The 15,307-nt window shown below is 48.3% G+C and carries 11 protein-coding genes and 1 pseudogene; 6 read left to right on the top strand and 6 right to left on the bottom strand.

The features are described 5' to 3' along the window. On the top strand, window positions 1-745 hold a 745-nt coding region (locus AC6R0L_RS03280; RefSeq protein WP_500628204.1), incomplete at its 5' end, for a tetratricopeptide repeat protein. On the opposite strand, the gene gloA2 is transcribed toward AC6R0L_RS03280, so the two are convergent. After that, window positions 742-1,128 (bottom strand): SMU1112c/YaeR family gloxylase I-like metalloprotein, encoded by a 387-nt coding sequence (gloA2, locus tag AC6R0L_RS03275; RefSeq protein WP_487902759.1) that lies wholly within the window; start codon window positions 1,126-1,128, stop codon window positions 742-744. The genes AC6R0L_RS03280 and gloA2 overlap by 4 nt on opposite strands. Window positions 1,129-1,361: 233 nt before the next feature. On the opposite strand from gloA2, the gene AC6R0L_RS03270 reads away from it, so the two are divergent. Then, complete coding sequence (locus AC6R0L_RS03270) at window positions 1,362-2,018, top strand: nitroreductase family protein (RefSeq protein WP_500628203.1); 657 nt, start codon at window positions 1,362-1,364, stop codon at window positions 2,016-2,018. A gap of 9 nt (window positions 2,019-2,027) precedes the next feature. Then, window positions 2,028-2,324 (top strand): putative quinol monooxygenase, encoded by a 297-nt coding sequence (locus AC6R0L_RS03265; protein ID WP_500628202.1) that lies wholly within the window; start codon window positions 2,028-2,030, stop codon window positions 2,322-2,324. Window positions 2,325-2,421: 97 nt separating this feature from the next. Here the strand turns inward: AC6R0L_RS03265 and AC6R0L_RS03260 are convergent, their stop codons facing one another. After that, complete coding sequence (locus AC6R0L_RS03260; RefSeq protein WP_500628201.1) at window positions 2,422-4,128, bottom strand: solute:sodium symporter family transporter; 1,707 nt, start codon at window positions 4,126-4,128, stop codon at window positions 2,422-2,424. Between the two features lie 142 nt (window positions 4,129-4,270). Further along, window positions 4,271-6,376 carry an alpha-galactosidase gene (locus tag AC6R0L_RS03255; protein ID WP_500628200.1) on the bottom strand — a complete coding sequence of 702 codons (2,106 nt, stop codon included), beginning with the start codon at window positions 6,374-6,376 and terminating at the stop codon, window positions 4,271-4,273. A gap of 199 nt (window positions 6,377-6,575) precedes the next feature. Between AC6R0L_RS03255 and AC6R0L_RS03250 the strand changes: the two genes are divergently transcribed. Then, on the top strand, window positions 6,576-7,637 hold the full coding sequence (locus AC6R0L_RS03250; protein ID WP_500628199.1) for a LacI family DNA-binding transcriptional regulator: 1,062 nt from the start codon (window positions 6,576-6,578) through the stop codon (window positions 7,635-7,637). Between the two features lie 167 nt (window positions 7,638-7,804). Here AC6R0L_RS03250 and manA read toward each other — a convergent pair whose 3' ends face one another. The 3 genes and pseudogenes from manA to AC6R0L_RS03235 all read right to left on the bottom strand — a co-directional run. Continuing rightward, complete coding sequence (gene manA, locus AC6R0L_RS03245; RefSeq protein ID WP_500628198.1) at window positions 7,805-8,992, bottom strand: mannose-6-phosphate isomerase, class I; 1,188 nt, start codon at window positions 8,990-8,992, stop codon at window positions 7,805-7,807. Window positions 8,993-9,057: 65 nt separating this feature from the next. Next, window positions 9,058-11,703: a mannosylglycerate hydrolase gene (gene mngB / locus AC6R0L_RS03240; protein ID WP_500628197.1), complete on the bottom strand. Its 2,646-nt coding sequence runs from the start codon at window positions 11,701-11,703 to the stop codon at window positions 9,058-9,060. 154 nt (window positions 11,704-11,857) lie between these two features. Continuing rightward, a pseudogene (locus tag AC6R0L_RS03235) lies at window positions 11,858-12,334 on the bottom strand (fructose PTS transporter subunit IIA); the annotation flags it as partial. 419 nt (window positions 12,335-12,753) lie between these two features. Between AC6R0L_RS03235 and AC6R0L_RS03230 the strand changes: the two are divergent. Both AC6R0L_RS03230 and AC6R0L_RS03225 read left to right on the top strand, forming a co-directional pair. Next, window positions 12,754-14,373, top strand: a complete 1,620-nt coding sequence (locus tag AC6R0L_RS03230) for a PTS fructose transporter subunit IIC (RefSeq protein ID WP_500628196.1) — start codon at window positions 12,754-12,756, stop codon at window positions 14,371-14,373. 212 nt (window positions 14,374-14,585) lie between these two features. Continuing rightward, window positions 14,586-15,305 carry a GntR family transcriptional regulator gene (locus AC6R0L_RS03225; protein ID WP_500628195.1) on the top strand — a complete coding sequence of 240 codons (720 nt, stop codon included), beginning with the start codon at window positions 14,586-14,588 and terminating at the stop codon, window positions 15,303-15,305. Window positions 15,306-15,307: the final 2 nt, after the last annotated feature.

The following is a 15,307-nucleotide window of genomic DNA, read 5'->3' as shown; positions in this document are numbered from 1 at the left end:
AATGGAGCGCTATATCCTCGATGAGCTCAAAGCTCTGCGCCAAGACCAACAAGATTTAGAGCGCCGCTTGGTGGTTCAAATTACCGACCGAGAACTCGAAGTGGCCGACAAATCCCTCAACTACGCCAACGTCACCGTGACCTACTTTTTCTACATCATCGCCGGTGTCGCGTCGTTGATTGCCTTTGTTGGTTGGCAATCTCTGCGAGAGTTCAAGCACAACACCAAAGACATGGCCGACAAGCGACTCGATGCGATTGCCAAAGAGTACGAGAAGAAATTCAGTGCATTGGAACGCGATCTAAAACGTAAGACGCGCGTGATCAGTGAAAACAACAAAGAGATTGAAAAGATTAATGAAATCCACAACTTATGGCTAAGGGCGCAAAGTATGCCGACCGCCGAGCAGCGAATTGATGTGTATGATGAGATCTTGACCATGCGACCAGGCGATCTTGAAGCGCTGACCTACAAGGCGGATGCAGCGATGGAAATTCGCGAGTACCACTGGGCGTTGAGTCTATGTAATCGTGTCCTTAACCTCGACAACAATAATGGCCCTGCACTCTATCAGCGTGCTTGTGCCTACTCTCGTTTGGGGATTGAAGAGCAGGCGATTCTGGATTTGGAATTGGCGATTGAATCAAGTCCGTCGATTCGAGAGTTGATCAATACGGAGCCGGATCTAGAGGGGCTACATGGCAACCCACGATTTGATGCCCTGCTCCTCGATGAGCACCACTAAGCTTGATAGATTTCCAGCGGTAAACCATCGGGATCTTGAAAGAATGTGAAGGCTCTACCTGTGAACTCATCCACTCGGATGGGTTCCACCTCCACCCCTTGCTCTGTTAAATATTGCCCATACGCCTCAACGTCATCCACGACAAAGGCTAAATGACGCAATCCACGCGCTTCAGGTCGGGTTGGTCTTTCAGGCGGTGATGGAAAGGAAAAGAGCTCAATTTGACCACCACCAGGCAAAGCCAAATCCAGTTTGTAGGAGGCTCTTTCCGCTCGATAGTTTTCCGCGATCACTTCAAATCCTAACACCTGTGTGTAGAACGCTTTCGACGTCGAATAGTCAGAGCAGATAATGGCGACATGGTGGAACCCTTTGATAGACATCAGTCATTTTTCCTTATTTTTTCAGTGTCCTAGAAAGATTATGGACGATTGCGTCCAAAGTGATTGGACAGGATGACACTTTTTCCATTCCTAGACCGCGCTTATAGTAACGCCATCGCTTCGCTGCCTCAACGCAGCGCAGAAAACCTTTTGATAAGCGGGCCAAGTGATGGTTGACCATTGTGAACATCAGCCCTAGTCATCAGTACAACATAGACAATTTAGGAGCCAACATGACTCACCCAATCATTCAAGATTTGAACTCTCGTTACACCGCGAAAAAATACGACCCGAGCAAACGTATCTCGGCAGAAGATATGGCGGTGATCAAAGAAGCATTGCGTTTATCGGCCTCGTCAATCAACTCTCAACCTTGGAAGTTCATCATTGTTGAGTCTGACGAAGCGAAGCAGCGTTTTCATAATACGTTCGCGAACATGCACCAATTCAACCAACCGCATGCGACCGCGGCCTCACACACCATCTTGTTTGCTTACGATCCTAAGTTCACCAAGGAGAAGTTCGCCAAACGTGTTGACGCTGAAGTCACCTCGGGCCACCTACCTGCTGACATGTACGATGCATTTATGGGTGCCTATGCGTTTGCTGACATGAACACCGATGAGACCGGCTTCAATGGTCACTGGACCAAAGCCCAAGTCTACCTAGCCCTGGGCAATATTCTTCACACCTTAGCTCGCCTTGGCATTGATTCTACGCCAATGGAAGGAGTGGACCCGGCATTGATTGGTGAAGAGTTTAAACAAGAGCTCGACGGTCACGTGGTAGAGGTCGCACTTGCGATGGGTTACCACCTAGACGGTGAAGACTATAACCACGGCTTGCCTAAAGCGCGCTTGGCGCTAGACGATGTAATCACGACGTTGTAAGGCATCAAAATGACTGAACAACCCGTTACTGTCGTCGCCAATGTGATCGCCAAAGCGAACGATATTGAACAAGTAGAAGGCGCTCTGACCAAGTTAGTGACGCAAACTCGCAAAGAAGTAGGGTGTATTTGCTACGATTTACACAAAAACAACGACAATCCTGCTCATTTCGTTGTGTATGAAATCTGGCAATCCGCGCAAGCACTGCAAGCGCACGCCGCCAGCGCGCACTTTCAAGCCTACGGCGCCGAAGTTGAGGGCATGGTGGAGCGTTTCTCCGTCGATAAGATGACGAAAATCGCTTAAGTCGCGCCCAACAAGCAGGCAAATTCAGATAGTAAATACCCCCGCCTATCCATTGATAGGTGGGGGTTTTTATTATTTGCTAACAGTGACGAGGCGGTTACTCTGTTTGAGTGGTTAGCAGCGTCGATTTACGGCGCTTGGCGACTCTCAAAGCGATACCGACCAGCATCACCAAACCACAGACACCGTACACCTGCATTACCGTCGGGTCATTTGAGACAAAACCCACATTCGAGAACATCACATACGCACCCAACACCATGTATAAGATGATCGCTGACGCTTCAAAGCGGAATGCCCACGGTGTCACGTCCATTGACTCGTTGATGGGCATCTCGTACTCGGTGTCACGAGGAGCAAAACGGCCAATGATGAACATCAACGCCGTACAAACAACAAATAGAATGGCCAGTTGGTGCAGGAAGTGAATCGGCGTATCGAACACCAACTGCATGGCCGCGTAGGATGAAACAAACACCACCAATGCCACTTTCGCCGCCAGTGCAGGCACACGTTTAGAGATGTAACCGACAAACACGATAGTAAAGATCGGCACACTAAAGAAGCCCGCAACCATCTGCAAGTATTGGAACAAACCTTCCGGTGCGTACATGATAAATGGCGCGATGCAAACCGAGACGATAGCAATCAACACACCAAATATGCGTCCTTTGCCCACCAGTTCCTCGTCGCTTTTACCTCTGCCAAATAAAGGCTTATAAACGTTTAGTGCAAAAAGCGTGGTTGAGCTATTGAGAACCCCGTTAAAGGTACTCAATATCGCACCAAACATCACCGCAACAAAGAAGCCCACCAATGGCTTAGGCAACACTTCATTGACAAGGCGCGTGTACATTGAGTCTGGATTGCCCGCATCGGCGCCAAACATGTGAAACGCAATGATACCGGGGATGATCAAAAACAGCGGCGAAATGACCTTAATCGCACCGGCCAAAATCACACCTTTTTGACCCTCTTTGAGGTTTTTTGCACCCAATGCACGTTGAATGATCGATTGATCCGTTCCCCAGTAGTAGAGGTTCACCAGCAACAAACCCGTAAATAGGGTTGAGAACGGCAGTGGATCGCTTTCGGTACCGACCGATTGCAGCTTCTCTGGCGCCGCCGTTAGTAGAATATCCAACCCTTCGGCAAAGCTGCCACCACCAAGCACCATCAAGCCAAACACTGGGATCATCAATCCCCCAATAATCAGCCCAACACCATTGATAGTATCGGCAATCACCACCGCTTTCAGGCCACCATAAATGGCATAGAAAAACCCGAGTACACCTATGGTCGCGGAGATTAACGCAATCGAACCAAACTCAGAAATACCGAGCAAGCCTTGCACATCAAATATCTCACCCAATACCACTGCGCCAGCGTACAAGGTGGTCGGGAGAATGTTAATCACATATTGGCAGAGGAAGAGTAAGGTAACGAACTTTTTCACCGACATGTCATAGCGGCTTTCGAGAAAGTCCGGAATGGTGGTAATACCTTGTTTAAGGTATCGCGGGACCAGCAGTAGCGCGATGATCACCAAGGTGACACCGGACGCGACTTCCCACCCCATCACACTCATATTGTGGGTATAGGATTGGGCACTCATGCCGACAAAACTGGTGGCGCTGAGGTTAGTTAAAATCAGTGAGCTAGCAATCAACCCACCGGTAAGGCTTCGTCCACCGAGGAAGAAACCTTCTTCAGAATTGTTCTTATCGTTACGCACTTTGTTGTAGGTAAATACCACCACAAAGCCCGTAAACAGCAAAAACGACAGCAGTACGGTTATAGACATCTTGTTTCCTTCATTATTGAAATATTCTAATTAGCGCTTGGGGATCGCTTTTTCGTTATGTAGGGGATCACGCTAAACCGTGCCGGGGGTCTGCTCAGAAGCTCAGCAGTGCAAAGTCTAGCGTGATGGTAAACTTGTAACGTTAATGGGTCTTTTTCAGATGGACAATCAACGCCGATTCCGGATCTAAAATGGGTAAAGTCACACCAATTTCTTTGAGGTTGTCGCCGCTTAATTTCAGCGTCTTATCCAACCATTTCGGTCTTTGTTTCATCAGTTGGAAGCTGGTTTGCGGCATTTCGACGATCGTCACTTCATAACGCGCGTGTTCATCCACACAACTGACACGCAGCGGCGAAGGTAGCGCGTGATTCGGCATCGCCAATTGACACACCGTCAGCAGCATTTCGTCGCCGTTTTCCACGCCATAGATGTGCTGGCGATCATCAGCAGGGTCGATGCGAAATGATCGGCCGTGATGCAACAAATGGCGATAGCGTTTATGCAAGGCGATATAGTGCGCAAAGGCGGCTTTTTCTTCTTTGCTGACCGACACGGGATCAAGTTCAACCCCCATATGTCCACCCAAAGCAGTCACACCGCGCATATTGATGCTGTGACGACGGTTGGTTGAGTGACACTCAGCCGGGCCAATGTGCGCCCCCATCACCTCCGGTGGGAAAAAGTAGCTCATGCCACGCTGAATGGTTTGACGCTCCAACGCATCGTTGCAGTCTGACGCCCAGAAACGATGGGTTCGTTTTAAGACCTCAAAATCAATTCGTCCACCGCCCGATGAACAAGACTCAATCTCCACCGTTGGATGTGCCTCAAGTAACTTATCCACCAAACGATAAAGCGCCTTGGTTTGACCATGCACCGCCGGTTTGCCTTGATGGCCAGGTTGAACCAATTCACGGTTCATATCCCACTTAAGATAGGTGATATTATAGCGGCTTAACAGATCGTTAAGCCTGTGGTAGAGGTACTCAAAACAGAGCGGATTTTGCAGATCTAGCACATACTGCCAGCGACCTGACGGCTGATGATAGCCTTGTAAGCCCAGAACCCAATCAGGGTGTGCGCGGTAGAGATTGGAATCTTGGCTCACCATTTCAGGCTCCACCCACAAACCAAACTCCATGCCCTTATCATTAACGTGTGCAATCACTGGCTCGAGCCCATCGGGGTATTTGTTTTCGTCCAGATACCAGTCTCCGAGGGCGCTTCGCTCACCGTCGCGGCCCACAAACCAACCATCATCAATAATGAATCGCTCCACGCCCATTTCTGCCGCTTCGCTGGCCATCTGCATGATGTACTCCGGCTTGTGGTCAAAATAGATGCCCTCCCACGTATTCAGATGCACTGGACGAGGCTTGGTTTGAGGGAAACGCACAATATGAGAGCGCACGAACTGATGGAAGCGCTCAGAAATACCGTTGAGACCGGTTTGGCTGTACACGCCATAGAGCCAAGGTGATTGGTAAACGTCGCCGGGCGATAAGCGCATTTCACCAGAGAGCAGCAACTCACCCGCTTGAACAAAACGGCGTCCGTCACTTCGCACATCAGCGCGCATTTGATGGTTGCCACTCCAACCGAGGTGAACACCCCACACCTGACCTTGCTGCTCACTAAAGCCATTGGTTCCGACGAACAAGCCTGGGAAATTCTCGTGAGAGGTGCGTCCACGGCGATTCTCTTGCATAAAACCACCATGTTCAAAGCGCTGACGCTGAGTTTGGAATTCATGACACCAACGGCCGTGGAAGGTCATCAGTTCATTCGCGTGATTCGGCAAGGGTAGGGTCGACGAGAGCTTGCCAAGGTAATAGGTTGATGCGCCAACATTTTTTACCGCAACACGTTTTTGCAGCACATCGCTGACAGGATCCAGTTGCAACTCAATCGTGAGCGCGAGCCCTGCCACATCATCACTGAGCTCAAAGGTTGCGCTGTGATCGCTATGAGAGACTCTCGTCACCTGGAAAACCGGTGCCCAGTCCTCTCCATCACGATGCCCTTCTATACCCGGTGCATTAAAGTGCCCACTACCGAGTTCAGGACACAAGGACAAAGGCACATCGACATCCAGTCGAGCTTGAGATATCGGTCGCTCGGTAGAGAGCAGTAAATCCTCATCGATTTGAGCAATCTTCGCTCCCCAATGAAGAATCTCAGGAACGCGATCTACTTTAATGATCACGCTGTGTTGTTGACTTGATAAATGAATAAATTGGCTCATACACCCTCTTGATGTTTTCGCAAACATAATGAATAGATTCATTGTGCTAATTTTCACTAGCGATACGACAACACCCGCCTATAAATGTGATCAATATTAAGCTAGCACTGACAATACTGTGCACCACTTCAATTTGTTTTCGAAAACAAAATTGTCGTGTTATGATCACATTAAGTTCGTGATATTGGAGTGGTGTTTTATGTCCGTCACCTTTAAAGATGTCGCAAAATTGGCCGGTGTATCAACGCAGACTGTCTCACGTGTCACCAATGGTGCTGACAGTGTCTCCCCTGCCACACGCGATAAAGTCAACGCAGCGATCAAGGCGTTGGGCTACGTGCCCAACAAGGGCGCACAAATGCTCAGCCGAGCGAAAAGTCATATGGTGGGCGTGGTGTCATTGGATCTCTCGTTGCATGGCGTGGCACTGATTGACAGTGGCATTCGCCAACAGGCGCAACAGTTGGGTTATGGCACCGCACTCTCTGTGGTCAGCCAGACAGACATGGACGCGATGAAAAGCGCCATTCGTGAGCTGATGGCGCAGCAAGTGGACGCCATCATTATCAATGCCCCATTAGATAGTGGCCAAGCGGTGCACTTGGTCGACAAGTTCTCGCAGCTTCGCTTAGTCTTTATCGACGTTCCGCCCGATACGCCAGCCCACTCGGTGTGCGCCGCTCACTATGAGGGTGCAAGTCTTGCGGCCCAGCATTTGATTCACTGTGGTCGCGAGCGTTTTGTGCTGATCTCAGGTCCACAAGAGTCCACGGCATCCTCCCTACGCTTACAAGGCTGGCAAGAGACCCTCTCAAATCATCAAGCGCAAGTGGTGCTGTGTGAAACTGGGAACTGGCAGGCTGAGAGCGGCTATTTGGCCATCAAAACCGCCCTTGCAAGGCGTCTCTCATTCGATGCGGTCTTAGTGGCCAGTGACCAAATGGCGCTGGGCGTTCTCTGCGCCCTCAATGAACATGGTATTCGAGTACCCGATAACGTTTCGGTGGTGGGCTTTGATGGTCAACAGGACAGCGCCTATTTCACCCCTGCCCTCACCACTATCGAGCAAGACTTTTTCACCATTGGTCAACAAGCGGTCAAGATCGCGATTGAGAGTGACAACAGAGACCCTCACCAGCGCGCCCAGATCACCGTACCTGTTACCCTCCTCCAACGAGAGAGTAGCGCGATGAAAGTCGCCCAGCCCTTGGACAAGAATGCGATTGTTGCCAAGTTGGAAGAGATAAAAGCGCTGCTTTGAACGCGGAGAATGACCGGAATCCAACACGTAAAAAAACCGCCTTGCGGCGGCATGGTCAAACTGCGTTCGACAGAGTTGTGAGCGACCATCAAACCAATACTGAGCCTAAATAGAACCTATCCGTTTAGGCTCTGGTACCTTTATTACTGACAACCGTCCGGGGGGCACTAGTTGTAAGCACGAGCCAAGATACCGTTCCCTTGATATTGGTAAACGTTAGAATTATGGCTGACAAACACCGACTCTCCTGGACGCAGAGTGACGTGTTCATCATTGGCACTGATGACCGCTTCACCCTCAACACAAAATAAGATTTCTGCGCTGCGCAGGTAGATGGATTTCACTTCATCCGTCGCAGACAGAACATCAAAACCGAAATCATCGACAGGAATCGGATAACTCAACTTGCCCTCTTTAAGTACAGGGTCTAGCTTAATGTGGCGAGGATCAATAGGCTCAAAACGCGTGTTATCTATCAGCTCTGGCACATCAATGTATTTCGGCGTCAGCCCCGCGCGTAGAACGTTATCAGAGTTTGCCATGATCTCCAGCCCTGTCCCTTGTACATAGGCGTGAGGTGTTTCCGCATGTAAGAACATCGCCTCTCCAGGCGCCAACTCAACCGTGTTCAACAACAAGGGTGAGAACAAGCCAATGTCATCTTTATAGTGTTGTTTAAAATCCGCAACGTACTGAAATGCTTCACGTGACATAGCGGTTTTTGCAGGGCGCTCGATCGCGGCATACAGCTCTTCAAGCGCGAACTGCTTCGCAGCGCCCTCGAGTGACATAATCGCGCTAAAAAAGCACTTGAGCGAATCGCTATTGGGTTGCTGCTTAAGCTGCGCCAACTCTTGGCTTAGTGACGATATGTTGGCTTCGTTAAACAGCGCGATGATCTCTGCGATAGGACGAAAACCATTCATGGCTTTGTAGAAGGTTAACGCATACACCAACTCCGGCTTGTGATTCGGATCTTTGTAGTTACGGTTTGGCGCATCTAGGGCAATACCCAAGGCGTTTTCTCTCTCAAAGCCCTGTTGTGCTTTCTCTTTGCTCGGGTGGACCTGTATCGACAACGGCGTTTCTGCCGCCAGTACCTTAAACAGATAGGGCAACTCACCAAAACGAGCAGCCGTATAATCTCCAAACATACCTTTGCTGTCTTTCGCGATCACCTCTGACAACAACTCTCCCGTAGCGGCAATTTTAGAACAGCCATTTGGGTGCGCACCCATCCAAAGTTCCGCTTGCGGCTCATCGTTAGGGTTCTGAATACCAAACAACTTGGAGATGGCATGTTTACTTCCCCAAGCGTAGTTTTGAATGACGTTTTCTAGTTTAAAAATCGACATGATGCTTCTCACAACAGCTTAACAAGAGCCTGCGAGAACGCAGGCTCATTGGGTTCACGACGGAGTTAAAATTTCACTTGGAACGATTTGGCTTGGCAGGCTTGAAGCGTTGCGAATGATTGCATTTCGACTTCGCCCTCTTTCACTTGCTCATCCAAGCCTGTTTCACGCCATGAACGGACTGGACGCGTGAATGACACGCAGTCTTCTATCTCACCGCTCTCTGCTGGGTTATAGACACGCAGAATTAAGGCATCCTCGTCTTCCGCTTTTTTCAACACACTGAGCACCGCACCTTGTTGAGACTTGCTCAGTAGTGAGTAAGTTAACGGCTTGTCTTGCTCACCCACATTCAACTTCATTGCGTTGTAAGGAATCTTGTTGTAGCACTCAATCGGTGTGACGTTATCGCGTGCATGCGCCATGATGTTGGCGTCAATGTGATTGCCCGCAAATCCATACAGCGCGAAATGGCACTCCAACGGTCCACGGGTTTGGGAGTCTGGCGTAGGAATTTTAATGCCTGATGGACGACCAGGACGCAGCAACAGCTCTTCTTTACCCAATACACCCACACCACGAAGCAAGGTGAGCGCGAAAGTGTCACGCTGATCGTCACCTTGGCTTGCGATCACTTCAAACTCGCGCAAACCGTTAGTCATGATGGCCATACCGCCCGCCTGATTTTCCACGGCAGCGAAGTTCATCAATTGATAGACAGGAACAGGCGCTTCCTTCCAACCTTCTTGCTCCCACACCGCCATCGCTGGGTCATTCGTTGGACGAGTAATCAAACCAAACTGGTTGTCAGCCACAACGTGCTCTGAAACAAATGGCGTTGGAATCAACACGCGAACTCGATGGTCGTCGGCTTGATTGTCCACCAGCATGTGCACATCAATACGGCGAGAGCCCTGCGCAAGCACCACTTGGCACTGGACATGCACATAGCCATTTTGACCGCTACGAGCCTCTCGTTCTGTCAAATCTGCGGGTATCGCCATGCGAGTTTCGATGGTTGCAACCGACTGGAATCCTTCATGTTTTACCGACGTGCTGGCATCAAACTCATCAGAATAGAGTAACCACTCTTTGCGCGACGGCGAATAATCGTATTCATCACCATCGTCCGAACCATCTTCAATGCGCAGCACTTGATCAAACGTCATCTGCGTTTCTTTATCAAAAATAGTCAGTGTTCCGTTGGCGTTGACTTGGATGCGGTAAAACTCGTTTTCCATCACCTGCGCCTGATCTGGGGTATCCACACCTTTTTGTGTGCCGGTTTGGTTGGCTTCAATATGCAATGTCGTGTAACCCATTGCAGGAACGGCGTGTTTGATTTGAATGTCATATTCGATGAACGGATCGTAGTTGCCGTAATGAACGATTTGACGGTCAATCTTGCCAGGGTCAATCACACGCTGATCTTGGATGTAGTACTCAACCGGTTTGCCTTGGTCATCAAACAAGTTAAACGCATCGGCACGAATCGTAATCGTGGTGTTGATCACTTCATCGCGCTCATAGGGCGACAAGTTGAATAGCGCAAGCTTGTCACACCCTTCGCGCTCAGGCATGTGATCAACGATTTTGCGCTTGTAGAAGTTGATGAGGTTCGACGCCATATCATCCGCGAGAATATAACGGTTGAGGATTTCCGCATGCACCTTGTCAGAACAACAGCAGCCGATCGAGTCGTGTGCATGGTTCTTCATGCTCTCTTTCCACATCTTTTCAATCAGACCGTGGTGATACTCAAAACCGAGTGTCCATGCGATAGAAGCTAAGGGCTCAAGAATGTTCACAATCTTGTTCTCAACCTGAGCGTGGATCAGTTTGATGTCCATACGCGTCGAAGAAATGGTGCGATGAACACGCATGTACTTTCCATCGTTAAACTCGCCTTTGACGGTATCTAGGTTGTCGCGTTCCTCACGAATGCGGTCAAACACCTCCTCAAAGCGGCTCATCATAAATTCGCGCTCAGGGTAGATCTCACGCAGCTTGTCCATCACCTCAAAGATGTCTTTTTGGATCGGCATCTGGTCATGGCCATTGGGTAACAAAATATCTTTGGTAACTGATGGCTTTTCCAATACCGGGAAGTATTTATCAAGACGCGCACGCAAACCTGCTTCATCTTGAGGTAAGTATTTACCAATCGCGTAACCTAATGGCAGCACTTGTGCCAGAACTTCAGAACCGTCGTTAGACTGCCATACAAACTCAGTCTTGTTGGTCCCATGACGCTCAGAACAACCACGCCAGAACATGGCGGTGTCAATTCCGAAGCCGTTGTAAATCATAGGCAGTTGTGAGCTCATGGAGAATGAATCGGGCAAGTAGCCAATCTTCATTGGCTCCCCTAACGCCAGACAATCACGCATGCCATACAGCATGTTACGAACGATCGATTCACCCGATACTTGCATCGTGTCGGTTTGCGAATACCAAGGACCAATAATCAGTTTGCCCGCTTCTACAAGAGATTGAACGCGCTGTTTGTTCTCCGGCTTGATTGCGAAGTAGTCTTCCAGTACGGCGGTCTGGCCATCCAGTACGTAATACTTATACTCGGGATCGCTCTCCAGACGTTGCATGATTTCTTCCATATTGTTGATCAGAAGAATGCGTGACTCTTCGGTGGTGAAATACCACTCGCGATCCCAGTGCATGTGAGGAGTAATATGAACGCGTGATGTAGTCATTGTGAATGTGCCTTAACCTTAAATAGTGTCGTTGAAGAAGTTCTAACTGAGTGTGTAGCTCTTAAGCGCGTCCAAAAATCTTGGAGACAAATTTGGAAAGCCCTTTTGGCTCCTCTTGCTTAGGCGGCTGTGCATCAGTTGCACGTACAGCATCACTGTCTTCAGCCTGAACCGGTTCTTCATCGCCAAGTAAACGCATAATGTCGTCAACGGTCGTCGCCGCAAGGACGGCTTCTCTGACATCATCATCCACTAAGGTGCTCGTCAGCTCCGTTAGTAGTTGCATGTGAGTGGAACCCGCTTCAGCGTTCGGGATAGCAATAAGGAAGATGAGATTGACATCCTCCTCTTCATCAATACCTTGCCATTTCAAATCGTGCTTTAGGGTAGCAACGGCAAACGCTGCCTCTTTAACCGCATCTGTTTTTCCATGAGGAACAGCCAGTCCTTCGCCCAACGCCGTCGCGCCATGCGCTTCACGATCAAATACCGCTTTCAAATACTCGTCTTTGTCATGAAGTTTGCCCTGCTGATTGAGTTGCTCAGCAAGTACCTCGATCGCCTGATCACGACTTGCAAACGTCGTCTGCAGATTAATGAGAGATGGATTAGTTAGAGTAGTTAAGTTCATAGTCATGCTTCCGTTATCTGTTCATTGGCCATAACTCTGACCAATCGATACATTTATAATACCTATATAATACAAAAAAATGTTGATCCATATCTCATTTAAGAGATTACCTACATATCAGAGCACTATTTGTATTAAAAATCCCTTAATAAACAAAAGTATAAACATCAAAAAAATCACAACACATTGTTTTTATTGAACTTAAATATCAATCAAACAAGCCAAACCAAGAAAATCACGAAGAAAACACTACAACAATACAACTTAAATACATATTTGACATATATGTGAGAAGAATCACAGATGACTGGTTTAATCTAAGCAATAATAAATTCATCGAGCAAATACCATTCAGCTCTAGGCAAACAACAACATTACCAATCCAATAAATGTAGACACGAAGCAAAAAGGGACTACAGATGAAAATCTTAGCGATTACAGCATGTACTGCAGGTGTGGCCCACACCTACATGGCTGCTAAAAACCTAGAAAAGAAAGCCGCCGCTCGCGGTTGGCAAATCAAGGTTGAAAAACAGGGCGCAAACGGCCTTGATGGGCGCATAACAGCACAAGATGTGGCGGAAGCAGACGGAATCATTTTCGCGACAGACGTGGGCGTGGCTGAAGCCGAACGCTTCGAAGGCCTCCCCTCAATCCATGGAAAGGTAAAAGATGGCATCAAAAAAGCGGATGAAATGCTTGATGCTCTCGAGCAAAAGGTGAAGTCCGAGGGCTCAGGTTCAAAAACAAATCAAAGTGCCTTCTCAGAAGAAGCGCAGCAAGTGAGTAATGACAATGTCGTTGTTAAGTTCTTGAAAGATTGGTACAAAGGTGCTCTTTCTGGCGTCTCTCACATCATCCCTTTAGTTATAATCGGCGGCCTTTGCGTAGGTCTATTAAACCTATTTTTTGGCTACGATTACACACACCTTTATGATGAGGCGATACTGGTAGAGTACGCGGGTAAAACCTACGCGGACCTTGGCATAATCAATGCTGCAGAAGGACTCACAAATAGTGACATCGGCGCGATAAAGAAAGAGGTCTACGCGGCCATTGCTGAACCCGAGGCCAAAGCTCAATTTGAGTCCTCACTTCAAGGCATTGTTCACTTTCTCTATTACAGTACCCTAAAAGCGTTCAATCCTTTGCTCGTCTGTGTACTAGCAGCGTTCACCGCTTACGGCATGGTGGGTAAGCCGGGCTTAGCACCGGGCTTTGTAGGTGGCTACGTTGCGATGGGTGGTGGATTTGGCAACATTTCTGTCATGACTGGTGGCTTTCTTGGCGGACTCGTCGCCGGTGCAGCCGCTGCGCTTTTCGTAATGCTGATACGCCAAATCAAAGTACCCGCTGTACTTGAGTCGGTTAAAATGATCATCATTACGCCATTACTCGCTGGTATTTGTACGCTGTTGTTCATGTACGTCGGACCCGGTAAGTTTTTTGCTGAATTAAACTCTGGTCTGGTAGAGTGGCTCACCTCAATGGGCACAAGCAACCTGATGATTCTTGGTTTTATCCTTGGTGCTATGGCCTGTTTCGATATGGGTGGTCCAGTTAACAAAGCCGCATATATGTTCTGTATCGGTGTGGGTACAAGTGGTGATTTTGCTGGAGATGCTTCTATCTTCTACGCAGCGTTTACCGCAGCAAAATGTATCCCTGGTATGTCTTTGGGCATCATGTCTGTATTATTCAAACGCTACTTTGATGAGGAAGACCGTTTAGCTGGCCCATCAACTGCCATCCTCGGTTTCTGTGGTATTACTGAGGGCGCAATCCCCTACGCAGTGAAAGATCCAATGCGGATTATTCCTGCCCATATGATTGGTGGTGGTGTCGCAGCAGGTCTTATTTTATCATCGAAAATTACCATAGGTACGGTTGCTGGCGGCGCGGTATTCATGCTTCCAGTTATCGGCGACCCAACGGCTTGGCTTCTCTATTTCTTGGTGGGCATTGCGGTATCGATTGGATTAACCATTGCATTGAAAGCAGTGGGGAAACGAAATAACCTAGTAACAACAAAAGCGTAATAGTAAGCTTCGTCGATATAAGGCTCTAGTGAAAACTAGAGCCTTATTTGATCTTGTCGACAAAGTCATCTTTCTGCAAATCAATACCATCGAGAAGATAGCGACATTTTCTCAACCGGAAGACAATCATATTGCATTCAATTTGTATTATTTGATGTTAATTCGTATTATAATTGTTTGTCTTTCTTGAAATATTTAACGTAGAGGTATTCATGGCTAGACTGCCGATGTATCGCAAAATTGCTGATGAGATACGTAGTAAAATAAGCAATGGTGAATACAAAGTGGGAGAAGCCCTTCCTACTGAAGCTCAACTACGTCAAGAATTCGACGTCAGTCGAGTAACAGTTCGACAAGCCCTCAAGTTATTGATAGAAAACGAAGAACTTGAGAGTATTCAAGGAAGTGGGACTTACGTTAAAGAGCGTAAAGTAAACTACGACATCTACCAACAGAGTAGCTTCGCAGAAAAGTGGGCGCATTTAGATGGGGTCACTCACAGTGATGTGTTGTCTTTTGAAATTCAAGCCGCATCGCTGACGATGGCTGAACACCTCGACATCAAAGAAGGAGAGCGCATTTTTTATATCAAGCGCGTTCGCTTTCTTGACAACAACCCCATTACCGTCGAAGAGACCTGGATGCCTACCGCCATGTTCCCTGATCTGACCTACCAAGTGATGCAAGGGTCAAAATACGACTATATTGAAAAGCAGAAAGGATTGGTCATTGATCGCAGCGAACAAGAGATCATTCCCGTTTTACCTCCGCAAGATATTGCCGAACTACTGGGCATAAACCCAGCCGACCCCATCATAGAAAAGCGCACACGAGGCTACCTGCTTGGTGATGTCGTGTTTGAGTACAGCCGAAACTACTTTAAGTCGAGTGACTACAAATTTACCTTAGTCGCCAAACGCCATAAAGGTTAAAG

It is taken from the genome of Vibrio sp. R15-SG3-ISO1A (genome assembly GCF_059833955.1).
The sequence above is the reverse complement of the archived record's forward strand: the minus strand, read 5'-3'. Positions and strand labels throughout refer to the sequence as shown.